Here is a 23,499-nt window from a genome sequence, read left to right as displayed (position 1 = left end):
CCCCTCCCGGACATTCGGACCGATCCGCCCCGTGACGGCAATCGAAGCCATCCACGCACTCGCCCACAGGCTCACGGGCCTCGACTACCCACACGGCCACTGGTGGATCGTCGCCGATGCCCTCCTCGTCTTCGTCGTGGCGCCTGTGTGGACCGCGTGGCTCGTCGGCCGCGCCGCGCTGCGCCGCCGTCGGCGGACGGCGGATGCTGTCGCCGCGGCGGGAGCCACCGATGCCCTGCGGGACGCCCCGTCCCGTGGCCGTCGGCATCGCGGCTTCGCGCTCCGGCCGGGACGGCGCCTGGAGGCATACGTCCTGGGTGCCACGGCGGGCATCCAGGTCCGCTTGGTCTTCCTGTCTCTCGCCACGCTGCCGGCCGCATGGCTGACCCTTGAGATACCCAAGCACATCGTCAACCACACGCTCGACGACGCGCGGGGCGACGGGCATCCCGGCATGACGTTCCTGGGACTCCCCCTCGGCCGCACGGAACTCCTGTTCGCCCTGTGCGCCGGCTACCTCGCCGTCCTCACCGTGAACGGCCTCCTGAAGTACGCGGCGAACCGGGTCCGCGGACGCGTCAACGAGCGGGTCGTGCGACGCCTGCGCCTGGCCGTCCTGCGGCGCGTGCGGACGGAGCGCTCGGTCGAACGCCGCACGACGCTCTCCGCCGTGGCGGTCCAGGAAGTCGAGCCCATCGGCTACTTCGGCGGCAGCCTCGTCGCGGTCCCCATCGTGCAGGGGGGCGTGCTGGTCACGAGCGTCGCCTTCCTCCTGCTCCAGGACGTCGCCCTTGCCTTCGCCGCGCTGATCATGCTGCCGGTGCAGCTTACGGTCCTGCCGCGCCTCCAAAGGCGTCTGAACGCGAAGGTCCGGCAGCGCGTCCTCGCCACGCGGACGCTGGGCGCCCTCGTCACCACGCCCGAGGTCGCCGGGCGTCCGGGCCTCGCCCCTTCCGCGGCGGAGCGCGATGCATCCGCCTCGTCGTTGCGGCGCCACATGGCGCACGTCGAGGAGCTTGAGCGGCTCCGCGTCGCCATCAACGACATGAAGGGCGGCATCAAGAGCCTGTACAATTACACGTCCAACCTCACGCCGTTCTTCTTCTTCCTGATCGGCGGCTATCTCGTCGTGCAAGGCCGCCTCACGCTCGGCGCCCTGGTGGCGGCGCTCGCGGCCTACAAGGAGATCGCGCCCGCCCTCAGGGAGCTGTTCGATTTCGCCCAGGATTGGTCGGACGCGGCGGCGCGCTTCGCCGAGGTCACGCGGGCCGTCGACCTTCCGGCTGCCGTTCAGCCAGGCATCACGAGGTCGGTTTCGGCACGGGAGGCGGCCTAGCCGACGGGCGCCCAACCTGTGCCGTTCCCCGACCGCGGCCTCCCCCCGCTCCGCCTCCCGGGGCCCGCACCATACGAGGTCCTGGCGCGGCCGCCCCCGGTAGCGAAGGCGACCGCGGCCCTCGGGGCTCCACCGTCGGTGCTTCCGGCCACGGCGACGTCGCGTGCCCTAAGGCCGTCCGGCGCGGCTCGGCCGGCGGCGATGCGAGCACGCTCCGGATCACGCCGGCGTTCGAGCCGAGCGAAGCGGTCGCGGGGCCGGGTCGGTCGCGGCGTCCAGACTCATCCGGGTGCGCCGACGTGCCTCGACGGAACTAGGAGTGGGGCGATGAGGATCGGGGAGGTGGCACGCGCCTGCGGGATCTCGCCCAAGATGATCCGCTACTACGTGCGGACGGGCCTGATCCCGACACCGACCCGGTCGGTGTCGGGCCTTCGGGTTTACGCCGAGGACGAGGTGCGCAGGCTGCGGTTCGTGCACGCGCGGCATCCGTCGATAGTCGCGCCGCCGCTGGCTGCCATGGGGCGCGCGTGCGCCACGTTCACAATCCTACGATTCTGGGCAGGTTTCTGGCTGCTGCGCCGGCAGTGTTTTTGTCCTTAGCGCGCCAGACTGGGACGCTTTGCATCAGGCGACCCGCACGGCGTTCGGATGGGTTTGCGCAAGCCGACCTCGGTTTTGGCGCAGCGCCGCTCACCGGGTGGGCGTGATGGAGCTAAACAGTATGGCTGCTCAGCCCTTGCAGCAGCTCGCCGGTTCATTTCGTTCCTGAGCTTCCTGGATCGGCGGGCACGGGACATCGCCGTACGAGCAGAATACACAGCAATCGCCCTTCTTCGGGCGGAGCAGAGTGCCGCAGCCAGGGCATTCGTAGAAGAACTGGCAGGCGTCGGTCGGCATCGTTTCCGAAGCCCGGTGCCCACAATGCGGACAGGTCAGGATCGAGATCAGCTTCATCAGGCTGTCCGTAGCATCTTGATCAGGGCGGGCTCAAAGTAGCTCCCGGCCGCAGCGGCGGCGATGAACAGCGTGGCGAGGCTGAGAAGCACCAGGGGGGCGGATGACCGACGCGGAGCTGGGCATGATCCATCCGGCCCGCAAGCAGCCCGTCGCCGCCGCGCGTAGAAGAACCAGCCGGCGATGACCGCCAGGACGCTGACGAGCATCAGCGGCGTGCGAAGAGAGGCGAGCACGCCGAGGACCGTGAAGACCCCAGCACCGATCCCGAGGCCGCCCAAGACTATGGGCAGCACGCAGCACGACGAGGCCGCCAGGGCACCGAGCCCCGTGATGGCGCCGAGCGCAGCGATGCTGCCAACGCTGACCGCGGCCGGTTCGTGGACGGGTCGTTCGGCAGGCGGTGTCTGATCGAGGGTCATGTCTCGTATCCATCGTGATCCTCGGCTACCCTGCATCCTGTAGCCACTACAGGATCAAGGGCGATCTTCATGGGTACGGCTAAGGGGGCGCGAAGCGGGGCCCTGACCATCGGTCAATTGTCGCTGCGGACCGGCGTCAACATCGAGAACATCCGGTACTTCGAGAAGGTCGGCCTACTCCCTTCGCCCCCGCGCACCGAGGGTGGCCATCGGTCCTACGGCGTCGAGCACGAGCGCACCCTGGCCTTCATCCGTCGCGGACGCGAACTTGGCTTCACGCCGAACGAGGTTCGGGCGCTGCTCGAACTGCGTCGGCCTGGTAAGGCAACCTGCCGCGAGGGACAGGGGATCGCGAGGCACCACCTTGACCGGGTGCGTGCGAAGATCGCGGACCTGTCAAGGCTCGAACGTCTCCTGGCCGAAACCATCGAGCAGTGCCCCGGTGGGGCGGCTCCTGGATGCCCGGTGCTCGATATGATCGACCCCGCCGAGTGAGCTTCGGAGCACCCATCCGACGCCTGCATCCTCGGTAGACCCAGAGGCCCCCACCGTCGGTCCGCTCCGGCCGCGAACCAGAGCGGTTACAGGAAGCGGTCCTGGCATTCGGTTGCTTCAAACCTCGAATGTTCGGAAGTCCCAATCACGGCTGAGCCCGGCCCTCCCGAAATATCATGTCGTCTTCCTGATCGAATGTCGACGACGATGCGCTCCGGGGCCGGGCTCCCTGCTTCGCTTCCGGCCTTGTGGGACGCCGGCTCCGGGTAGCGCGGTGGCCCTCATCCTCGCAGCAGGCATGGTCCGAGAGGACCTCGATGACACGGCACTCGCCGACCCGGCCTTGGCCGCACGCGTCGGTCATGCGGGCGAGCTCGCCCTTCAGGGCCATGAGCCGCTCGATGCGGCGCTCGACCTCGGCCATGTGACGCCGGGCGATCTTGTCGACCTCGGCGCAGGAGCGGTCGGGCTGGGCGGCCAGCGCCAGTAACTCACGGATGGCGTCCACCTCGAAGCCGAGCTCGCGCGCGTGGCGGATGAAGGCCAGGCGCTCGATGTCAGCCCGCCCATAGCGGCGGCGGCCGCCTTCCGTCCGCGGCGGCGGCGGCATCAAGTCGGCCGTCTCGTAGTAGCGGATGGTCGTGGCGAGCACGCCGGTACGCCGCGACAGCTCGCCTATCGACAGCTCCATTTTTCCGCTTGCTCCTCTAGTCGCTGGAGGAAGTAGGCAGTCGTCCACGACTTGGAAAGGAGGCGTCATGGCCAAGGAGTGCTGCGGCTCGACCGTTGGCTGTCAGGCATCGAGGGCGGAACGTGCGCATCCGGCGGCGCCGCCGCAGCTCGTCGCGGGGGGCGATTGCGGCACGGGGGATGCCTGCGGCTGCTCTGGGGGCGTGCCCGTCTTCGACGGGGTCGACCCGCGCTACAAGCGCGTGCTGTGGACGGTCATCGCCGTCAACGGCGCCATGTTCCTGACCGAGATGGCCGCCGGGCACCTTGCCGGCTCGCAGGCGCTCCAGGCCGACGCCCTCGACTTCCTGGGCGACACGGTCACCTACGGCCTGAGCCTCGCGGTCATCGGAGCGTCCCTCAGGGCTCGGGCCACGGCGGCGCTCGCCAAGGGGCTGTCCCTCAGCGTGATGGCAGTCTGGGTCTTTGGCTCGACTGCCTACCACGTCCTGGTGCTCGGGGTGCCCAAGGCCGAGGTCATGGGCGTCATCGGGCTGATGGCCCTGGCAGCCAACCTCGGCTCGGTACTGCTGCTGCGCCCCTACAAGGACGGCGACGCCAACGTGCGCTCGGTCTGGCTGTGCTCGCGCAACGACGCCATCGGCAACGTCGTGGTGATGGTGGCTGCGCTCGGTGTCTGGGGTTCCGCGTCGGCCTGGCCCGACCTCGCCGTCGCGGCGGTGATGGCCGGCATCTTCCTGACCTCGTCGGTGCAGATCCTGCGGCAGGCCTGGGCGGAGTATCGCGAAGGCGCCGTCACGACGCGAACCGCGGCGTCCGGATAAGGCGCGCACCGATCCGCGTACAGACCAAGACGGATACAGGGACGACCATGACATCACACGACGCACGCGCAGGACATGATCACGGATCGCATGACCACGACGGCGAGGCGGGTCACGACCATGCCGGGCATTCCCATGGGCCAGGGCACAGCCATGCCCCCGCAAGCTTCGGGACGGCATTCGCCATCGGCATCGCGCTCAACGTCGGCTTCGTGGCCGTCGAGGCGACCTACGGGGTCCTGGCGAACTCGGTGGCCCTGCTCGCCGATGCCGGCCACAACCTCTCGGACGTGCTCGGCCTCATCGTGGCCTGGATCGCGACGGTGCTGGCCAGGCGGGCCCCGAGCGCGCGGTTTACCTATGGGATGAAGGCCTCGTCGATCCTGGCGGCCCTTTTCAACGCCGTGTTCCTGCTGGTCGCCGTCGGCGCCATCGCGTGGGAGGCGATCCAGAGGTTCGGTGAGCCCGTCCCGGTCGCAGGCAAGACCGTGATGGTCGTGGCCGCAATCGGCATCCTGGTGAACGGCATCACCGCGTGGCTGTTCGCCTCCGGGGCCAAGGGCGACATCAACATCCGCGGGGCGTTCCTGCACATGGCGGCCGACGCCGCCGTCTCGGCCGGGGTGGTCATCGCCGGCCTCGTCATCCTCTACACCGGATGGACGTGGCTCGATCCGGTGGTGAGCCTCGCCATCGTGGCCGTCATCGTCTGGAGCACGTGGGGGCTCCTGCGAGACAGTCTTACGCTGTCCCTCGCCGCCGTCCCGCCGGGCATCGACCCGGTCGCCGTACGCCGCCACCTCGAAGGGCTGCCCGGCGTCGCGGCCCTGCACGACCTGCACATCTGGGCGATGAGCACCACGGACACCTGCCTCACGGCGCACCTCCTCATGCCCGGCGGCCGTCCCGACGACGCCTTCCTGATGGCGGCGGCCACCGGCATCAGGGAGCGGTTCGGCATCGGCCACACGACCCTCCAGGTGGAGACGAGCGAGGCCACCGCCTGCGCCCTGGCTCCGGACCACGTGGTCTGAGCGCGGCATGCAAGCCTGGTCCTATACCCTGATCCCCGCCGCGGCCGCCGTCGTCGGCGCGGCGGTGGCGGTCAACCTGCGGCCGGGCCCCGTCCTGGTCAGCGCCATCCAGCACTTCGCCGCGGGCGTCGTCTTCGCGGCGGCCGCGGGCGAGATCCTGCCCGACGTCAAGCATGCCGGATCGCCCTGGGCCATGCTGGTCGGGGGCGCGCTCGGCGTCGCCGCGATGCTCCTCGTCCGTATCCTGGAGAAGCGGGTGAAGGGGCCGGCCGGGCTGATGTCGGTCACCGGCATCGACATCCTGGTGGACGGCCTCGTCCTCGGCATCGCCTTCGCGGCCGGGGCGAAGGCCGGCATCCTGCTCACCGTCGCGCTGACCATCGAGGTGCTGTTCCTGGGACTAACCGTGGCGAACGAACTCGGCGAGGGCGGCGCGTCGAAGGGCAAGGTGGTCGGCCTGACGGCCGCCCTCGTGCTGCTGCTCCCGCTCGGAGCCCTGCTCGGCGGGCCCGTCGGCTCGCTGCCCGCCGCCGTCCAGGCCGGCTTCCTCTCCTTCGGCCTGATCGCCTTGCTGTACCTCGTGACCGAGGAACTCCTCATCGAGGCGCACGAGACCGAGGACCGCCCCTGGGTGACGGCGATGTTCTTCGCGGGCTTCCTGCTGCTGCTCCTGCTCGACGGGATGATCGGCTAGGCTGTATCCGGAATGCTTGCCGCGGGCGAAACCAGGTCCCTCCCGGACGAGGCCCACATCCTGCTCGTCGAGGACGACGACGGCATGCGCGTGCTCGTCGGCCGCATCCTGCGGGAGAGCGGCTTCCGGGTCACGGGCTGCCGCGGCGGCGCCGAGATGTGGTCGCTCCTGCCCGACACGCCGGTTGACCTCGTCCTCCTCGACGTCATGCTGCCGGGCGCGTCCGGGTTCGACCTGCTCAGGGCCCTGCGGGCGAAGGGCACCGTCCCGGTCATCATGCTGAGCGCCCGCAACGAGGAGGCGGACCGGGTGCTCGGCCTGGAACTGGGCGCCGACGACTACGTCGCCAAGCCGTTCGGGCGCCCAGAACTCCTCGCCCGGATCCGGGCGGTGCTCCGCCGGTCGGCGCTCGCGCCGGTGCCGAGCGCGGCGTCGCGGCCGGAATCCCTCGCCTTCGCCGGCTGGCGGCTCGACCTGCGCAGCCGCGCCCTGACCGATCCCGAAGGCGCCGCCGTCGACCTGTCGGGCGCCGAGCACGACCTGCTGCTGGTGTTCCTGGAACACCCGGGCCGGGTGCTCGGCCGCGAGCAGATCCTGGAGATGGGCCGCGGGCGCCTCTCCGCGCCGTCGGACCGCAGCGTCGACACCCTGGTCAGCCGGCTGCGGCGCAAGCTCGAACCGCCCGCGGGGACGGCCGCCGTCATCAAGACGGTGCGGGGCACCGGCTACATGCTGGCCGCCAAGGTCGAGCGGGCATGAGGGGCGTCCTCGGCCTCGCCCGCAGCCTGGAGGGGCGCACCGTCGTCGTCCTGCTCCTGGCCGTGCTCCTCGTCCATGGCGGCGCGCTGGCGATCTACCGCCTCTCGGCGGCGGCCGCCGCCGACGAGGCCTTCGCCACCGAGGTCGCCCGCCAACTCGTCATCGCGCGCGAGGCCGTGTCGCGGCGCCCGCCGGAGGAGCGGGCTGACGAGGCCGAGGCCCTCTCGTCGAACCATTTCGAGATCGGCTGGGACGCCCCAGCGCCGGCTCGCCCCCCGGGGGCGACCGATCCCGCGCTCCGGGACCTGCGCGACCGCCTCCTCGCCCTCGAACCGGTCCTCGGGGCGGGGCTCGCCCTGAACCTGGAGGCGCCGGACGAGCCGCTCCACCGGCAGGACCTGCGCGGGATCATCCCGCTTCCGGACGGGAGCGCGCTGACCTTCCGGTCCGCGCACGCCCCGAGCCTCGTCCCCGTCGCGCCCTGGGCCTCGCTCGCCACCGCCATGGCCATCCTCGTCGGGGTGGCCGCGGTCGTCCTGATGCATCGGATCGCCGGCCCCTTGCGGGAGCTGACCCGGGCCACCGGACGGATCGGCCACGGCGCCCCCGTCCGGGTTCCCGAGATTGGTCCCGACGAGACCCGAGGGATCGGCCGTGCCCTCAACGCGATGCAGGAGCGCATCCACCGGCTGGTCGGCGAGCGGACGCAGGCGCTCGCCGCCGTGTCCCACGACCTGCGAACGCCCATCACCCGGCTCCGCCTGCGCCTCGACCACGTCGAGGACCCGGCCGGGCGCCGCGCCATGGCCTCCGACCTCGACGACATGCAGGCGATGGTCGACGCGACGCTGGCCTACCTGGGGGGCGACGCCGACCCGGAGCCGCGGCAGGTCACCAACGTCGCGAGCATTTTGATGGGGGTCGCCGACGCCTCCGCGGATGCCGGCCGGGCGGTCGCATACGGAGGACCCGGCCGGGCCCTGGCGACGGTGCGCCCAGTCGCCTTCCGGCGGGCGCTGGAGAACCTCGTGGACAACGGCGTGCGCTACGGCGCGCGGGTGCGCATCGCCCTGGCGGCCGAAGAGACAGCGCTGGTCTTGCGCATCGACGACGACGGGCCCGGCATCCCGGCATGCGACGTCGCCTGCGCCTTCGAGCCCTTCACCCGCCTGGAGGGGTCGCGCAACCGAAACACCGGCGGGACCGGACTCGGCCTGACCATCGCGCGGCGGGCCGTGGAAGCGGAGGGAGGCACGCTCATCCTGACCACGAGGCCGGAGGGCGGATTGCGGGCCGAGATCCGCGTGCCCCGGGCTGGGCGCGGCGGCTGACACACTTCGTCACGAACGCGGCGTCCCGGAGACAAACGGCTTGGCTATCTCGGACTTCGAAGCGGCCGACGCGGTCGGCGCCGAACAGGAGACCGACAGATGAAGCGCACGCTCGCCGCCGTCCTCGCCGCCGGGATGCTGGCCGCGGCCACGGGGTCCGCCTTCGCCGTGGACAGCCACGGCAATGCCTCGAACCCCGAGCGCGCCGTCCCGAACACCGGTGGCGTGTCGGGCGGCCCGGCCCATCGCGACGACCCGCGCGTCAGCGAGGCCCGTGAGAAGCGGCCCGACGGCAAGCCGGCGCATTCGGACAACGACGGGCATGCCCACGGGCACAGCCACGACAAGCCCGGCAAGAAGTGAGCTCGCCGGGCAGGCCGCGGGGGCGGGAGGCGCGGACATGCGGATGCTGCCCCTGCTCGTCGTCTTCGCGCTCCTGGCCGCGGTGATCGGCTACGCGCTCGCCGAGCCTGCTCGGCACGTCGTTCACGATGCGCCGACCCCTCGCGCGTCGTGATGCGCCCGCACCGGCGCGAGCCGGTGCGGGCGACCTCTTCTCGACGCCAGGCGGCGACCTCAGTCGTCGAAGTCGTGATGGTGATGGTGCCGCTCGAACCGGCCCGGCCCGTAATCCTCGCGGCGCGGGTGATGGTGCCGGACCACGACGTCGTCATGGTTGCCGTGGCGGTAGACATCGACATGGTCGTGCGGCCGCCGCTCGCCGTAGCCGTAGCCGCGCTCGTAATACTGGGCCGAGGCCGCGGCCGGCGCGAGGAGGATGGCCGCCGCCATCAAGCCTGCTAGGTGCCGTCGCATCGCTGTCTCCTCCGGGGATTCCTATTGCGGCGGTTTGCGCGGCGGCCGTTGAACAGGTTCTGAGACCGTCGTTCAGGAAGCCGTCACCCCAGGTTCGCCGACGTCCTCGAAATGCGAGGGGCCGGGCCGGACGTCGCTGCCCCCGGCCCGGCCCCGTCGCGATGTCAGCCGCTCAGTGGCGGTGCTCTTCCACGACGGTCTTCTCGTGATGGTCGTCATGATGTTCGTGCACGACCGGCCGGTCGCGATGGTTCTCCTCGACGGTGGTGTGCGTATGGTCGACATCGCGGCGGTGGCCGTCGCCGTGAACCCCGACTCCGCCGGGGCCGACGTCCACGTGCTGGGCGAGCGCACCGACCGGCGCGAGGGCCAGGGCGGCCGCGGCGGCGGCGGCGAACATGATCTTCATCCAAGGATCTCCATGTTTCGCGGTCGGCCGGGAATGCGGCCCCCCGCGAAACCGTTCCCGGATTTTCCTCGCCCGGTATTCGTCTCGGCCGAGCGAGAAACGGCTTGGCCGCTTTCGCGTCGTGACCGCGGCTGACCTTGCATGGCGGCCACAAAATCTGTTCAGACCGGGTTCAAGAGGCCAGGACGATGCCTTGTCCGATCCGGGATAAATCGCGCATAAGGCCGGAGATGGGTTCAGGACGCGGGCATAGCCGCAGGTGGGCGGCACGGGGATGGTGGGCGTTCGCCGCACGCCTGCTCGCGCTCGCCCTCGCCCTGTCCCTCGTCGCGCCCGCCGCCGGCCTCGCCGCCGACGTCGCGTACCACGATGGCGGCGGCAGGCACGTCACGGAGATCGCGAGCATTGAGGCCGCGCCCGACACCGGCGCGACCGACCCCGGCATGGCCTGCCACCTCCATTGTGGCTGCCACCAGGCGGCACCCGCCGTGGCGGACTTCTCGGAGCCGGTCTTCGGGGTCGCCCGGCTGGCCTATGCGCATTTGAGCCAGACGGTTTCCTCCGTCTCGCCGGACCGCCTGCCGAGGCCCCCCCGCGCCTGAGGTGACGCCGCAGAGGCGCGTCCCGAACCCGGAGCCCGCGCTCCGGGCCACTCCTCACGCCACAGAAGCGGGACTGCCGCGTCCGTCCGAACGGCGCCCGATCCCGGCCGAGCAGGTCTCATGCGCATCCTCATCACCGCGGTCCTCGTGGCCGCCGGCATCGTCGTCGGCGCCGCCGTCCCCGCCATATCCGCGTTCGTCCGCGGCCTCCTGACATCGGCCGGGCTGCCGCCGGCCATCCTCACCTTCGCCGCCGGCCCGCCCCCTGGCGGGAAGGCGCCGAAGGACGAGGCCGACCATGCCGAAGGCGACGGCCACGACCACGGCAAGGCCGCCGCGCCGAAGGCCGAGGGAGCCCACGCTCACGGCGAGCACGAGCATTCCGAGGCGGAGGGCGAGGAAGGCCACGTCAAGATGACGGCCGAGCAGGTCGAGGGGCAGGACATCGGCGTCGCCAAGGCCGAGGGCGGGACGCTCTCGCGACACGTCCTGGTGCCCGGCACCATCACGCCCGATACCGACCGGATCGCCCGCGTCCCCGCCCGCGTCGTCGGCACGGTGTCCGAGATGCGCAAGCGCCTGGGCGACGACGTCAGGAAGGGCGAGGTGGTCGCCCTCCTCGACAGCCGGGAAGTCGCCGACGCCAAGAGCGAGTACCTCACCGCGATGGTCCAGTCCGACCTCCAGAAGATCAACTTCGAGCGCCAGCAGAAACTCTTGGCGTCGGCGGCGGCATCCCAGGCGGCGTTCGACAACGCCAAGGCCGTGTTCCAGGAGAACCAGCTGCGCGTCGACCTCGCCCGCCAGAAGCTCTCGGCGCTGGGCCTGAACGCCGCCGAGGTCGCCGCCGCGCAGAAACGCGACGAGGCGACGCCGAACGCCTCGACGCTGCGCCAGTACGAGCTGCGGGCGCCCATCGCCGGCCGCATCGTGGAGCGCAAGGTCGATGTCGGCACGGCGGTGGGCAAGGAGGGCGACCCTGCCGACGTCTACACCGTCGCCGACCTCTCGACCGTCTGGATCGAGCTCGCGGTCCCCACCTCCGACCTCGCCGAGGTCCGGGAGGGCGCGCGGGTCACCGTGAACCGCGGCGGCCGCAGCGAGCAGGGCAAGGTGGTGTTCGTCAGCCCGCTGCTGAACGCCGACACCCGGTCCGCCCGGGTCGTGGTCTCGCTGCCCAACAAGGACATGGCCTGGAGGCCCGGCACCTACGTCACCGCCGAGGTCGAGACCGCGACGGACCAAGTGCCGGTGCGGGTCGCCAAGTCGGCGCTCCAGACCGTCGAGGGCAAGCGCGTCGTCTTCGTGCGCACGGACGAGGGCTTCGAAAAGCGCGAGGTCGAGCTCGGGCGCTCCGACGACGACGGCTTCGAGGTCGTCTCGGGCCTCAAGCCCGGCGAGACCATCGCGGTGGCCAACACCTTCCTCCTCAAGGCCGAGCTCGGGAAGAGCGAAGCCGACCACGACCATTGAGGAAGCCCGACATGATCAGCCGCATCCTCGACTTCTCCGTGCACCAGCGCTGGCTGGTTCTGCTCCTGTCGCTGCTGGCCGCCGGCTTCGGCGGCTACTCGGTCACCAAGCTGCCGATAGACGCGGTGCCCGACATCACCAACAACCAGGTGCAGATCAACACGACGGCGCCGTCGCTCTCGCCCGTCGACATCGAGAAGCAGGTCACCTACCCGGTCGAGACCGCGCTCGCGGGCATCAAGGGGCTCGAATACACCCGCTCGCTCTCGCGCAACGGCTTCTCGCAGGTCACCGCGGTCTTCGCGGAGAAGCTCGACATCTACTTCGCCCGCCAGCAGGTCGCCGAGCGCCTCGCGCAGGTGAGGCGGGACCTGCCGCCCGGCACCGAGCCCAGCATGGGGCCGATCTCGACCGGGCTGGGCGAGATCTACATGTGGTCGATCCATTACGCGAAGCCCGGCGAGCGCACGGTCTCGAAGGCGGGCAAGCCCGGCTGGCAGCCCGATGGCAGCTACCTGACCCCCGAGGGCCAGCGCCTGAAGACCGAGCTGGAGCAGACCGCCTACCTGCGCACCGTCCAGGACTGGATCATCCGCCCCCTAGTCAAGACCGTGTCCGGCGTGGCCGGGGTCGACGGCATCGGCGGCTTCGAGAAGCAGTACCACGTCCAGCCCGACCCGACGCGGCTCGCGTCCCTCGACCTGTCCTTCTCGGACGTCGCCCGGGCGCTGGAGGCCAACAACGCCAACCAGGGCGCCCGCTACCTGGAGGACAACGGCGAGGGCTACGTCGTGCGCGCCGCCGGCCGCCTGGAGAGCATGGACGAGATCGGCGACGTGGTCGTCGCCACCCGGGGCGGCGTGCCGGTGCGGATCAAGGACATCGCCGAGGTCCGCATCGGGCGCGACCTGCGCACGGGCTCGGGCAGCGAGGACGGCCAGGAGGTCGTCGTCGGCACCGCCCTGATGCTGATCGGCGAGAACAGCCGCACGGTGGCTGCCGCGGTCGACGCGCGCATGGAACAGATCCGCAAGAGCCTGCCGCCCGGCGTCGAGGTCCAGACCGTCCTCGACCGGACCCGGCTCGTCGAGGCGACCGTGAAGACGGTGGTGAAGAACCTGTCCGAGGGCGCGGCTCTCGTCATCGTCATCCTGTTCCTGCTGCTCGGCAACATCCGGGCCGCCATCATCACGGCCCTGGTCATCCCGGTCGCCATGCTGATGACCATGACCGGCATGGTCGAGGCGAAGATCTCGGCCAACTTGATGAGCCTCGGCGCCCTCGATTTCGGGCTGATCGTCGACGGGGCGGTGATCATCACCGAGAACGCCCTGCGCCACCTCGCAGAGAAGCAGCAGGAGCTGGGCAGGGGGCTCGACACCGAGGAGCGCCTCCAGACGGTCCGCGCCTCAGCCGAGGAGATGATCAAGCCGTCGCTCTACGGGCAGGCGATCATCATCTTGGTCTACGTCCCGCTCCTGACCTTCACGGGGGTCGAGGGCAAGATGTTCGAGCCGATGGCGCTGACCGTGATCATCGCGCTCGTGGCGGCCTTCGTGCTGTCGCTGACCTTCGTGCCGGCGCTCATCGCCATCGTCATCACCGGCAAGGTCACGGAGAAGGACAACCTCATCATCCGGGCGCTCAAGGCCGCTTACCGCCCGGTGCTCGGCGCGGCGGTCCGGGCGCCGTTCGTCTTCGTCGGCGCGGCGCTCCTGCTGCTCGTCGGGGCGGGCATCCTGTTCACCCGCCTCGGGACCGAGTTCATCCCGCAGCTCGACGAGAAGAGCATCGCCCTCAACGCCACCCGAATCCCATCGACCTCCCTCACCCAGTCGCAGGCGATGCAGCTCAAGGTCGAGAAGGTGGTCTCGAAATTCCCGCAGGTGGCCTACGTCTTCTCGAAGACCGGCACCGCCGAGGTCGCCTCCGACCCGATGCCGCCGAACTCCTCAGACACCTTCGTCATCCTGAAACCCCAGGAGGAGTGGCCCGAGCCGAGCCTGTCCAAGGCCGAGTTGCAGGAGCAGATCGAGAAGGCGGTCGGGGCGCTCGCCGGCAACGTCTACGAGTTCTCCCAGCCGATCCAGCTGCGCTTCAACGAGCTGCTCGCCGGCACCCGGGGCGACCTCGCCGTGAAGGTGTTCGGCGACGAGTTCGAGCCGATGCTGAAGGCGGCCAACCAGGTCGCGGCGGTCCTGAAGGGCATCGACGGCGCCGAGGACGTCAAGGTCGAGCAGACGGCGGGCCTGCCGTTCCTGGAGATCAAGATCAACAAGGCCGAGGCGGCGCGCTACGGCCTGAGCACCGGGGCGATCCAGGAGGTCATCGGCGCGGCCATCGGGGGACGGGACGCCGGCGTCGTGTTCGAGGGCGACCGTCGCTTCCCCATCGTCGTGCGCCTGACCGACAAGGTCCGCGAGGACCGGGAGGCCCTGGAGAACATCCCGGTGCCGCTGCCGGCGGGCCCGAACGGCCGGGCGAGCTCGGTCCTGCTCAAGCAGGTGGCGAGCTTTTCGGTCACCGAGGGACCGAACCAGATCTCGCGCGAGAACGGCAAGCGGCGGGTCGTGGTCACGGCCAACGTGCGCGGGCGGGACATCGGCTCGCTCGTCGCGGAGGCGCAGGCGAAGGTTGGAAGCCAGGTGCAGCTGCCGCCAGGTTCCTACCTCACCTGGGGCGGGCAGTTCGAGAACCTCGCCTCGGCCAAGCGGCGGCTGATGGTGGTGGTACCGGTCTGCTTCTTCCTGATCTTCCTGTTGCTGTACTCGGCCCTGGGCTCGCCGCGGGACGCGCTGCTGGTGTTCAGCGCGGTGCCGCTTGCCCTCACCGGGGGCATCTTCGCGCTTTGGCTGCGCGGCATGCCGGTCTCGGTACCGGCGGCGGTCGGGTTCATCGCGCTCTCGGGCGTTGCGGTCCTCAACGGCCTCGTCATGCTGACCTTCATCAAGCAGCTCGTGGCGGAGGGCCGGCCGAAGCGCGAGGCCATCCTGGAGGGCGCCATGACCCGGTTGCGGCCGGTGGCGATGACGGCGCTGGTCGCCTCGCTCGGCTTCGTGCCCATGGCCATCGCCACCGAGACCGGCGCCGAGATCCAGCGGCCGCTCGCCACCGTGGTCATCGGTGGCCTGATCAGCGCCACCCTGCTGACCCTGATCGTGCTGCCGGCCCTGTACGCCCGGTTCGGCAAGGTTGTCGTCCCGAAGGTCGCGGAGCGGCCGCGGGAGCCGGGGCCACGACACCTCAAGGCGGCGGAGTAGACGAGATGCGACGCGTCCCAACCTGGTTGGCGGCTCCTTTCGCCTTCCTCGCGCTGACGGGTGCGGCTCCGGGCGCGGACGGAGGCGTCGGCGAGGCTCCGTTCGGCCTCGCGTGGGGGCCCGTCGCCGACGTGCCGCGCCCGCTCAAGGCCGACCGCGAGGCCAACCTGACCGCGCTGTACTACCCGCGTGGCTGGCGGCCGGCCGTCGGGTCGGCAACGGCCGAGGTCGTGCTGGTGGTCTGCCGCGAGGAGGGTCTGCAGGAGGTCGTCTGGGTGGGGCTCCCCCTGGCGGGCGAGGAACTCGCGCGCGTGCGCCGCGCCATCCACGACGAAGGGGTGCGCCGCTACGGCGAGCCGACACCGGGGCCATCGGCCGATTCCGAGCTCTGGCCCGGCGGTCGGGCTCTCCTGGCCAGCCGCGAGGCTCCGGACGGGCGGCACGAGCTCGTCATGGCGGCGTTCGGTCCCGGCTACGCGGCCTGCTCGGCCGCCCACCTCGCCGCGACCGGACACCCCGCCGGCGCGCACGTGGCCGAGCTCATCGGCTCCTCCGGCCCCTGAGGCGGCCGGTCCGGGACGGCAACGAAAGACTGGGAGCGACATGGGACACGGACACGCGCACGGCGGCGGCCACGGGCATTCGCACGGCGGCGGCATACCCGCGGGCTCGGCGGCGGGCAGGAACAAGGGGCGCCTAGCCTGGGCGCTCGCCCTGACGCTGACCTACATGGCCGCGGAGGTCGTCGGCGGCCTGCTCACCGGCAGCCTCGCGCTGCTGGCCGATGCCGCCCACATGGTCACGGATGCCGGCGGCCTCGCGCTGTCGCTGCTCGCCATCCACTACGCGGCCAAGGCGCCGTCGCCGGGCAAGAGCTTCGGCTACATGCGCTTCGAGATCCTGGCGGCCCTCGCCAACGCCGTCGTGCTGCTCGGGGTGACGGCCTACATCCTGTACGAGGCCTACCGGCGCTTCTTCGAGCCGACCGAGATCCTCGGCTGGCCGATGATGCTGGTCGCGTTCGTCGGCCTCGGGGTGAACCTCGCCAGCATGAGGCTCCTCGCGGGCGGATCGTCGGAAAGCCTCAACGTCAAGGGCGCCTACTTCGAGGTCTTCTCCGACATGCTGGGTTCGGTCGGCGTCATCGCTGCGGCCCTCGTGGTGATGGCGACGGGCTGGCGATGGGTCGATCCGCTGGTCGGCGCCGGCATCGGCCTGTTCATCGTGCCGCGCACCTGGCGCCTGTTGAGCGAGGCGCTTCACATCCTGCTGGAGGGAACGCCTCTGGGTGTCGATCTTGCCGCGCTACGAACGGAGATCGAGGCGATGCCTGGCGTGCGGCGCGCCTACGACCTTCATGCCTGGACGCTGACCTCCGGCTTCGACGCGATGAGCGGCCACGTGGTCATGGACGACGTCGCCGCCGGACCCGACCTCATCCGCGCGGTCCGGCGTCTGGTGAAGGAGCGACACGGCATCGAGCACGTCACCGTCCAGGTCGAGGACGAGGCGCTTTCGGCCGAGGCCGCGCGCCTGCCCGTGTGACGGCGAGCATCCGGCATGAGTAAGAAATCGGCGCGGCTGCAGACCGAGTGGGCGCCAAATCCTCGGCGCAAGCGACGGGTCAGGCCATACGTCCGCAAAGCCGCGGATCGAATGATGATAGCGATCTGTATCGGATTGCCTCTGGCCGTATTGTTTCTCCAATACTTCAAGCACCTCAGGAAGTGATGCCTGAGTAATGATGCTTGACTATGCAAGGTGTTTTCAATGAATGATCTACAAACGCACCATTTTGCCGTGACGACAACGGCGATGCTTGCGGTTGTGAGAACATCGACCATCGCCATGATGACCCTTCTCATGCAAAAACTTTCAGCACCTGAACGGGAAGAGGTTTTCGCAGAGATCGCGGCGACAATCGGTGAGTTGCCCCCGGATTATTCCCAGGCAGGCCCCGTGGGGACCAAGTTCTACGAAGAGGTGGTGGCCGAGGCGCCGGCGCTCGCGAAGGCATTCGTCCAAGATTTGCGTAGATCTCTTGGTTGAAATCCGATGAGACCATTTATCAGTTATCGAGTGTTGGTGACGGAGAGCAGAGGTCCCGCGGACCTGACGCGCCTGTCGCCTTTTCTGTGCTCGGTGCCCGGCCCGTCACTGAGGCTTAGGCGTCTCCGTATCGAGTGCCAACTGGGCATGGCGGATCTTCCTGGCGACACCGCGCCTGCGCGGGTTGCTCGCCCTGAATTTCGCCGTCGCGGCGGCCGGCGCCATGGTCATCGTCAATACCGTGGTAATCGTCCAGGCCCTGCTCGGACGCCCCCAGCACGACGTCGCCCTTGCCCTTGGACCCTTCGGCGCGGGCTCGATGGCCGCCGCCCTGGTCCTACCGCGGGTCCTGGACCGCCTGTCCGACAGGGGTGTGATGCTGCCGTCCGCGGCCTTCCTCGGAGTCGTCCTCGTCGGGGTCGCTGCCCTGACCTGGTGCGGGGCCATCGGCTGGCCCGTACTGCTCGGGACCTGGCTCGTCCTTGGGATCGGCTACTCCGCCGCCCAGTTCGCGCTCTCGCACGCGTCGTGGCTCCTCACTTACCCGCTGGCGGGCTGCCTCGGCGCTGCCGTCGGGATGCCCGCGACCCTGGCGGCACTCGGCGCCCTGACCGTCGCGGGCGTCGCGGCGGCGGCCATGCTTTGGCCTGCATCCGACCCGGACGTCGTCGCACATGCCCACGCGGACCTCGACCCGTCCCACCCCCACGTGCGGGGGATCGGTCAGGGCCGGCACGAGCATGCTTTCGTCATCGACGACCTGCATCGGCAATGGCCGTCCAGGGCGAATTAGGAACCACACGGCGAGCGTTGGAACGGCGACGCTCAGGGGGGGGCGTCGGGTGCCGGACATCCCTCATCCGATGGTCTGTCGGGGGCCGTGAGGATTGCGTCGCGGCAGGTCCGCATCGAGGGGAACACGGCATGAGGACGTTGCTCGGATCCTGGCAGCTGTGGGCGCTGCTTTCTGCCGCCTTCGCGGCGTTGACCGCGATCTTCGCCAAGGTCGGCATCGAGAACGTCAATTCCGACTTCGCCACCTTCATCCGCACGGTCGTCATACTCTGCGCCCTCGGCGCCATCCTGGTCGGCACGGGCCAGTGGGTACCGGTCGGGTCGGTCTCGGCCAGGACCTACGTGTTCCTGGTGCTCTCGGGCCTCGCCACCGGCGGCTCATGGATCTGCTACTTCCGCGCCCTCAAGCTCGGCGAGGCCAGCCGCGTGGCCCCGGTCGACAAGCTCAGCGTCGTGCTGGTGGCCGTCTTCGGGGTCGTCTTCCTCGGCGAACGTCTATCTCCACCGAATTGGCTCGGCGTCGCCCTCATCGCCGCCGGGGCCGTGCTCGTCGCCTATCGAGGATGAAGCCGGCGGGAAGGGATGCGTCGCGGCGCAGTCCAGGGCGAGGGCTCGAAACCGGACGGACCGACCGATGCGCGTGCTGTTGATCGAGGACGACCGGATGATCGGCGAAGGGCTGTCGAACGGCCTCTCGGCCGAGGGCTATTCCGTCGATTGGGTCCGCGACGGCGGCGAGGCCGAGACGGCCCTGCTCAACGGCAGCCACGCGCTCGCGCTGCTCGACCTCGGCCTGCCGGGCGGGGACGGACTTCGGGTGCTTCGATCCGCCCGGGCGGCCGGGATCGACACGTCGGTGCTCATCATCACGGCGCGGGACGGCCTCGAAAGCCGCGTCGCAGGCCTCGACCTCGGGGCGGACGATTACCTGGTCAAGCCGTTCGAGATGCGCGAGCTGCTCGCCAGGATGCGGGCCATCCTGCGCCGTCGGGCCGGGCGGGCGAGCGCGCGGCTCGTGGCCGCCGAGACCGAACTCGACACGGAAAGCCACGTCCTGTCCCACGCCGGGACCGTCGCGGTCCTGTCGGCGCGCGAATACGCCCTCATGCACGCCCTGATGGAGCGACCGGGGCGCATCCTCTCTCGTGCGCAGATCGAGGAACGCATCTACGGGTGGGGCGAGGAGGTCGAGAGCAACGCGGTGGACGCCCTGATCCTCACGGTCCGTCGAAAGGTCGGCAAGGGCGTGATCCTGAATGTCCGCGGCGCGGGCTGGATGGTACCCAAGCCATGAGGGCCGCCTCCCTGCGCCGCACGACGCTCGTCTGGATGACCGCCCTGCTCGCCGGAATCGGCTTGGCCGCGATGGTCGCGGCCTATGCCCTCGCGCGGATCGAGGCGGCCGATTTCCTCGACGGGCAGTTGCGGCAAGTCGCCCTCAACGCCGGTCCCGGGCTAACGGACGCGGACGCGCCGCCCGCCGCCGACCAGGACCCGGAGGACCAACTCGCCGTCACCATCTGGAAGGACGGGCAGGTCCTGCGCGACGACCGCGGCGTCGACGTCCGCCACCCCGGCCGCACGGGATATGCGAACGTCGTCATGGGCGGCGAGCTCTGGCGCACATACACGACCGCCAACGGCACAACGACGGTCCGGGTCGCCCAGCGCGACGTCGTGAGGGCGGAGTTCGCACGCAATGCGGCGCTCGGTGCCGTGGCCCCCCTGCTGCTCCTCGTCCCGCTGTCGTGGATCGTCGTCGGCTGGGCGATGAACCGGGCGCTCGGGCGGCTCGACGGCTTGGTGCATGACCTCGCCGGGCGCGGCGCCGCCGCCCAAGGCCCCTTGCCGACGCGCGGCGTGCCGACGGAGGTGGCGCCCCTCGTCGAGGCCATGAACGGGCTCATCCTTCGCCTGCAGGCCGCTCTGGCCGCCCAGAAGCGGTTCGTCGCCGACGCGGCGCACGAACTGCGTACGCCGCTCGCCGCGATGCAGATCCAACTCGACTCCCTCGGCGGGCCTGCCGGTGGCGGGAGCGACGCGCGGCGTACGGCGCTGGCGGACGGCCTCCGGAGGGCGAACCGGCTGGTGGATCAACTGCTCCGTCTCGCCCGGCTCGACGACGGTGCCGAGGCGCGTCCTGCATCCGTCGACCTCGGCCAGCTCCTGCTCGACTGCGTCGCCGACCACGTCGTGCTCGCCGAGCGCAAGGACATCGACCTGGGCGTGCATATCGAGACACCCGCGACGCTTCACGCGTCGGAGGACGAGGTCCGCGTCCTGTTCGCCAACCTCGTCGACAACGCCCTGCGCTACACGCCGTCCGGAGGCCAGGTCGACGTCCGTCTGCTGAACCGGGACGGTGCGTGCGTCGTCACGGTTCGGGACACCGGCTGCGGGCTGCCGCCGGGAAGCGAGGGCCGCCTGTTCGACCGCTTCTTCCGGGCCGCGCCACCGGAAGTCGAAGGCACAGGGCTCGGGCTCGCCATCGCCCGCCGCATCGCGGAGCGCAACGACCTCGGCCTGACGGTCGAAAACCGACGTGACGGGCAGGGGACCCTCGCAACCGTCAGACTGCCGGCCTGAGGCCGAGCCTGCGGCTCCTTTGGACGAAGCTCATTCTGCCCTCATTCTGGCTCGCTATCACCGTGCCCGACCATGACGGACGGGAGACGGGGATGAGCGAGATCCAGCGCCAGGTCTTGAACAAGGTACCGGAGGTCTCCGCGGCCTTCTGGGTCATCAAGATCCTGTCCACGACCGTCGGCGAGACCGGCGCGGACTACCTCGCGGTGAACGTCGGCCTGGGTGCCGCCGTCACCGCCACCGTCACGGCCGGCCTCCTCGCGGCCGTCCTCGCCCTGCAGGTGCGCGAGCGGCGCTACGTGCCCTGGACCTATTGGTCGACCGTCGTCCTCGTCAGCGTGGTCGGCACGCAGGTCACCGACATCCTGACCGACAAGCTCGGCGTGAGCCTCTTCGTCAGCACCGGCGTGTTCGCGACCGCCCTCGCCGCCGTGTTCGCCCTCTGGTACGCGACCGAGCGGACGCTCTCGATCCACGCCATCGTGACCCGACGCCGCGAGGCGTTCTACTGGCTCGCCATCCTCCTGACCTTCGCGCTCGGCACGGCCGCGGGCGACCTGGCCACGGAGGCGCTGGGGCTCGGCTTCAATCTCGGCGTCGTCATCTTCGGCACGATCCTGGCCGCCCTCGCCCTCGCCTGGCGCCTCGGCGCGAACCCGGTGACGACCTTCTGGCTCGCCTACATCGTCACGCGCCCCCTCGGCGCATCGCTGGGCGATCTGCTGTCGCAGGCACGGGAATACGGCGGCCTCGGCTTCGGCACGGCCTCCACCAGCCTCGCCTTCTTCGCCGTCATCGTCGCCCTGGTGACGTCCCTGAGCCTCGTCTCCGGACGCCCTGGCGAGCCGGCCGGACAGCGGCGGGCCTGACCGTCCGCCGCCTCCCGCATCCCCATCCTCCAGTCCTTCCAACGCCGCACGACACGGAGCGAACGACCATGCGAAACATCCTCCTCGCCGCCATCGCCGCGACGGTCATCGGTGCCACGGCCGCCCCCCTGGGCCTGCTGGCGATGCAGGACGCCGCTGTCGGAGCGACGCCCAAGGCGATGGCGGCCTCGAAGCTTGGCGACCTCTCCAAGTTCCGGTCCATCGTCGTCGACGTGAAGGCGATGACCGACCGGGGCGACCTCGCCGCCGCCAAGACGCACATTAAGGACCTGGAATTGTCCTGGGACGCGTCCGAGGCCGGCCTGAAGCCGCGAGCCGCCGCCGACTGGCACGTCGTGGACAAGGCCATCGACCGCGCCCTCGACGCGCTGCGGGCGTCGAACCCCGATCCGGCCGCCTGCCGTCGCGCGGTCGACGACCTGCTCGCCATCATCGACCAGACCCACACCGCCTGAGCCGGCACTCGCTTTCCCACGGCAGCCCGATGCAACCGACCGAGCGACCCGGACACGTCGAACCCGCCAAGGTGCCTGAAGCCACCGCCGGGTTCTGGGCCATCAAGATCGTGGCCACGACCCTGGGCGAGGTCGGCGGCAACGCCGTCACGTTGACGCTCGGCCTCGGCTATCTCGCCGGCACGGCGATCTTCGGGGCCGCCCTGGCGGTGCTGCTCGCCGCACAGGTCCGGGCGGACCGCTTCCAGCCGCTCCTGTACTGGGCCGTGGTCACCGCGACGACGCTCGCAGGCACGACCCTCGCCGACTTCTGCGACCGGTCCCTCGGCATCGGCTACGCGGGCGGGTCCCTGGTGCTGCTCGGATCGGTCGTCGCGACCCTGATCCTGTGGAAGCGCACGCTCGGCACGGTCGCCGTGGAGACGGTGCGGTCCCCGCGGGCCGAAGGTTTCTATTGGGCCACGGTCATGTTCTCCCAGACGCTCGGCACCGCGTTGGGCGACTGGATGGCCGACAGCAGCGGGCTCGGGTACAACGGGAGCGCGCTCCTCATCCTCGTCGCGCTGGCCGTGGTCACGGCCCTCCATCTGCGTACGCGCGTTTCCAGGCCGATGCTGTTCTGGACGGCGTTCGTCCTGACGCGGCCGCTCGGCGCCACCCTCGCCAACTCGCTCGACAAGCCGGTCGCTTCCGGCGGCCTGGGCATCGACGACATCACGATCTCCGGCGTCCTCGCGATCGTCATGGTCGGGCTCGTCCTCCTCATCCCGCAGCGTGCCGGTCGCCGGGCGGCCTGCGCCGACGCGCCGTCAGGTTTCCCCTCGAAGAAGGAGCAGGTCCGATGGACGACCGTTACGAACGCGCCCTGAGCAAGGTACCCGAGGTCACGCTGGGCTTCTGGATCGTCAAGATCCTGGCCACCACGCTCGGGGAGACCGGCGGCGACACCGTCACCATGACCCTCGATTGGGGCTATCTCGCCGGCACCGCCCTGTTCGCCGTGCTGCTGGTCGGGCTCGTGGTCGCCCAGATCATGTCGAAGCGGTTCCACCCGGTCCTGTACTGGTCCACGATCGTCGCCTCGACCACCTTCGGTACGACGATGGCGGACTTCGCCGACCGCTCGCTCGGCATCGGATACACCGGCGGATCGACCCTGCTCCTCGCCTGCCTCGCGGCCGTGCTCGGGCTCTGGTATGCGACCGAGGGCACCGTGTCGGTGGACACGGTTTCGACCCCGCGGGTCGAGGCGTTCTATTGGGGGGCGATCACCTTCTCGCAGACGTTGGGCACCGCGCTCGGCGACTGGCTCGCGGACACCGGCGGCCTCGGCTACGAGGGTGGCGCCCTCGTCTTCGCGGCGGCGCTCGCGGTCGTCATCGCCCTGTACTACCGGACCTCCGTTTCACGGGTCACGCTCTTCTGGGCGGCGTTCATCCTGACCCGCCCGCTCGGGGCCACGGTGGGCGATTTCCTCGACAAGCCGGTCGCCGACGGCGGGCTGAACCTGAGCCGGCCGCTCGCCTCCGCCGTGATCGGGGCCTTCATCGTCGCGCTCATCGTCCTCCTCCCGCAAAGGGCCGGTCGGCATCCGACAGAGGGAGCGCAGGCGTCGCGGTGAC

28 protein-coding genes are annotated in these 23,499 nt (G+C 70.3%); 23 read left to right on the top strand and 5 right to left on the bottom strand.

The annotated features are described in order from the left end of the window. The first annotated feature begins 31 nt into the window (after nucleotides 1-31). Nucleotides 32-1,336: an ABC transporter ATP-binding protein gene (locus ACYCO6_RS06595; RefSeq protein ID WP_007563965.1), complete on the top strand. Its 1,305-nt coding sequence runs from the start codon at nucleotides 32-34 to the stop codon at nucleotides 1,334-1,336. Between the two features lie 201 nt (nucleotides 1,337-1,537). Next, the gene (locus tag ACYCO6_RS06590) at nucleotides 1,538-1,939 is read left to right on the top strand and encodes a MerR family DNA-binding transcriptional regulator (protein WP_328505086.1); all 402 of its coding nucleotides are present in this window, start codon (nucleotides 1,538-1,540) and stop codon (nucleotides 1,937-1,939) included. A 129-nt stretch (nucleotides 1,940-2,068) separates the two neighbouring features. On the opposite strand, the gene ACYCO6_RS06585 is transcribed toward ACYCO6_RS06590, so the two are convergent. Together ACYCO6_RS06585 and ACYCO6_RS06580 are read right to left on the bottom strand one after the other, a co-directional pair. Then, nucleotides 2,069-2,293 (bottom strand): GDCCVxC domain-containing (seleno)protein, encoded by a 225-nt coding sequence (locus ACYCO6_RS06585; protein WP_007563961.1) that lies wholly within the window; start codon nucleotides 2,291-2,293, stop codon nucleotides 2,069-2,071. Further along, complete coding sequence (locus ACYCO6_RS06580) at nucleotides 2,293-2,715, bottom strand: hypothetical protein (RefSeq protein ID WP_007563959.1); 423 nt, start codon at nucleotides 2,713-2,715, stop codon at nucleotides 2,293-2,295. The genes ACYCO6_RS06585 and ACYCO6_RS06580 overlap by 1 nt, the downstream gene beginning before the upstream one ends. 69 nt (nucleotides 2,716-2,784) lie before the next feature. Here ACYCO6_RS06580 and ACYCO6_RS06575 point away from each other — a divergent pair, with 69 nt between their 5' ends. Next, nucleotides 2,785-3,210, top strand: coding sequence for a MerR family transcriptional regulator (locus ACYCO6_RS06575; protein ID WP_007563956.1), 426 nt, complete (start codon nucleotides 2,785-2,787; stop codon nucleotides 3,208-3,210). Between the two features lie 145 nt (nucleotides 3,211-3,355). Here ACYCO6_RS06575 and ACYCO6_RS06570 read toward each other — a convergent pair whose 3' ends face one another. Next, complete coding sequence (locus ACYCO6_RS06570; protein ID WP_007563954.1) at nucleotides 3,356-3,901, bottom strand: MerR family transcriptional regulator; 546 nt, start codon at nucleotides 3,899-3,901, stop codon at nucleotides 3,356-3,358. Between the two features lie 67 nt (nucleotides 3,902-3,968). Between ACYCO6_RS06570 and ACYCO6_RS06565 the strand changes: the two genes are divergently transcribed. From ACYCO6_RS06565 to ACYCO6_RS06540, 6 genes are all read left to right on the top strand, one after another. Next, nucleotides 3,969-4,724, top strand: coding sequence for a cation transporter (locus ACYCO6_RS06565; RefSeq protein WP_043380901.1), 756 nt, complete (start codon nucleotides 3,969-3,971; stop codon nucleotides 4,722-4,724). Between the two features lie 47 nt (nucleotides 4,725-4,771). Further along, nucleotides 4,772-5,758: a cation diffusion facilitator family transporter gene (locus ACYCO6_RS06560; protein ID WP_007563951.1), complete on the top strand. Its 987-nt coding sequence runs from the start codon at nucleotides 4,772-4,774 to the stop codon at nucleotides 5,756-5,758. Nucleotides 5,759-5,765: 7 nt separating this feature from the next. Next, on the top strand, nucleotides 5,766-6,452 hold the full coding sequence (locus tag ACYCO6_RS06555; RefSeq protein ID WP_007563950.1) for a ZIP family metal transporter: 687 nt from the start codon (nucleotides 5,766-5,768) through the stop codon (nucleotides 6,450-6,452). Nucleotides 6,453-6,464: 12 nt separating this feature from the next. Further along, entirely contained in the window at nucleotides 6,465-7,211 is a 747-nt protein-coding gene (locus tag ACYCO6_RS06550) for a response regulator transcription factor (RefSeq protein ID WP_007563949.1), read from the top strand. Further along, nucleotides 7,208-8,542: an ATP-binding protein gene (locus tag ACYCO6_RS06545; protein WP_007563947.1), complete on the top strand. Its 1,335-nt coding sequence runs from the start codon at nucleotides 7,208-7,210 to the stop codon at nucleotides 8,540-8,542. Before ACYCO6_RS06550 ends, ACYCO6_RS06545 begins: the two co-directional genes overlap by 4 nt. 99 nt (nucleotides 8,543-8,641) lie before the next feature. Next, complete coding sequence (locus ACYCO6_RS06540; RefSeq protein WP_007563945.1) at nucleotides 8,642-8,905, top strand: hypothetical protein; 264 nt, start codon at nucleotides 8,642-8,644, stop codon at nucleotides 8,903-8,905. A 213-nt stretch (nucleotides 8,906-9,118) separates the two neighbouring features. On the opposite strand, the gene ACYCO6_RS06535 is transcribed toward ACYCO6_RS06540, so the two are convergent. Further along, a complete protein-coding gene (locus ACYCO6_RS06535) occupies nucleotides 9,119-9,358 on the bottom strand; it encodes a hypothetical protein (RefSeq protein ID WP_007563942.1) in 240 nt (79 codons plus the stop codon). 172 nt (nucleotides 9,359-9,530) lie between these two features. Beyond that, nucleotides 9,531-9,767: a hypothetical protein gene (locus ACYCO6_RS06530; RefSeq protein WP_007563940.1), complete on the bottom strand. Its 237-nt coding sequence runs from the start codon at nucleotides 9,765-9,767 to the stop codon at nucleotides 9,531-9,533. 230 nt (nucleotides 9,768-9,997) lie between these two features. Between ACYCO6_RS06530 and ACYCO6_RS06525 the strand changes: the two genes are divergently transcribed. The 14 genes from ACYCO6_RS06525 to ACYCO6_RS06460 all read left to right on the top strand — a co-directional run bounded on the left by ACYCO6_RS06525 (nucleotide 9,998) and on the right by ACYCO6_RS06460 (nucleotide 23,498). Next, a complete protein-coding gene (locus tag ACYCO6_RS06525) occupies nucleotides 9,998-10,369 on the top strand; it encodes a hypothetical protein (protein WP_039902985.1) in 372 nt (123 codons plus the stop codon). Between the two features lie 120 nt (nucleotides 10,370-10,489). Next, entirely contained in the window at nucleotides 10,490-11,842 is a 1,353-nt protein-coding gene (locus ACYCO6_RS06520; RefSeq protein ID WP_007563937.1) for an efflux RND transporter periplasmic adaptor subunit, read from the top strand. An 11-nt stretch (nucleotides 11,843-11,853) separates the two neighbouring features. Further along, nucleotides 11,854-15,102 (top strand): efflux RND transporter permease subunit, encoded by a 3,249-nt coding sequence (locus tag ACYCO6_RS06515; protein ID WP_007563935.1) that lies wholly within the window; start codon nucleotides 11,854-11,856, stop codon nucleotides 15,100-15,102. A 5-nt stretch (nucleotides 15,103-15,107) separates the two neighbouring features. Then, nucleotides 15,108-15,665, top strand: coding sequence for a hypothetical protein (locus ACYCO6_RS06510; RefSeq protein ID WP_007563933.1), 558 nt, complete (start codon nucleotides 15,108-15,110; stop codon nucleotides 15,663-15,665). Between the two features lie 40 nt (nucleotides 15,666-15,705). Continuing rightward, the gene (locus ACYCO6_RS06505; protein WP_007563931.1) at nucleotides 15,706-16,647 is read left to right on the top strand and encodes a cation diffusion facilitator family transporter; all 942 of its coding nucleotides are present in this window, start codon (nucleotides 15,706-15,708) and stop codon (nucleotides 16,645-16,647) included. A 225-nt stretch (nucleotides 16,648-16,872) separates the two neighbouring features. Continuing rightward, a complete protein-coding gene (locus ACYCO6_RS06500; protein WP_007563929.1) occupies nucleotides 16,873-17,151 on the top strand; it encodes a hypothetical protein in 279 nt (92 codons plus the stop codon). A gap of 184 nt (nucleotides 17,152-17,335) precedes the next feature. Further along, nucleotides 17,336-17,944, top strand: a complete 609-nt coding sequence (locus ACYCO6_RS06495; RefSeq protein ID WP_007563927.1) for an MFS transporter — start codon at nucleotides 17,336-17,338, stop codon at nucleotides 17,942-17,944. Nucleotides 17,945-18,075: 131 nt separating this feature from the next. Next, nucleotides 18,076-18,513 carry an EamA family transporter gene (locus ACYCO6_RS06490; protein ID WP_007563925.1) on the top strand — a complete coding sequence of 146 codons (438 nt, stop codon included), beginning with the start codon at nucleotides 18,076-18,078 and terminating at the stop codon, nucleotides 18,511-18,513. A 67-nt stretch (nucleotides 18,514-18,580) separates the two neighbouring features. After that, complete coding sequence (locus tag ACYCO6_RS06485; protein ID WP_007563923.1) at nucleotides 18,581-19,240, top strand: response regulator transcription factor; 660 nt, start codon at nucleotides 18,581-18,583, stop codon at nucleotides 19,238-19,240. Continuing rightward, entirely contained in the window at nucleotides 19,237-20,532 is a 1,296-nt protein-coding gene (locus tag ACYCO6_RS06480) for a sensor histidine kinase (protein ID WP_007563921.1), read from the top strand. The genes ACYCO6_RS06485 and ACYCO6_RS06480 overlap by 4 nt, the downstream gene beginning before the upstream one ends. Nucleotides 20,533-20,624: 92 nt before the next feature. Then, a complete protein-coding gene (locus ACYCO6_RS06475; protein ID WP_007563919.1) occupies nucleotides 20,625-21,401 on the top strand; it encodes a COG4705 family protein in 777 nt (258 codons plus the stop codon). 68 nt (nucleotides 21,402-21,469) lie between these two features. Then, the gene (locus ACYCO6_RS06470; protein ID WP_007563917.1) at nucleotides 21,470-21,877 is read left to right on the top strand and encodes a hypothetical protein; all 408 of its coding nucleotides are present in this window, start codon (nucleotides 21,470-21,472) and stop codon (nucleotides 21,875-21,877) included. A 29-nt stretch (nucleotides 21,878-21,906) separates the two neighbouring features. After that, complete coding sequence (locus tag ACYCO6_RS06465) at nucleotides 21,907-22,746, top strand: COG4705 family protein (protein WP_007563915.1); 840 nt, start codon at nucleotides 21,907-21,909, stop codon at nucleotides 22,744-22,746. Further along, the gene (locus tag ACYCO6_RS06460; protein WP_007563913.1) at nucleotides 22,719-23,498 is read left to right on the top strand and encodes a COG4705 family protein; all 780 of its coding nucleotides are present in this window, start codon (nucleotides 22,719-22,721) and stop codon (nucleotides 23,496-23,498) included. The genes ACYCO6_RS06465 and ACYCO6_RS06460 overlap by 28 nt, the downstream gene beginning before the upstream one ends. Nucleotide 23,499: the final 1 nt, after the last annotated feature.

The organism is Methylobacterium sp. CM6257, from assembly GCF_054611515.1.
Note: the sequence above shows the minus strand (reverse complement) of the source record. Positions and strands in the feature narration are given on the sequence as shown.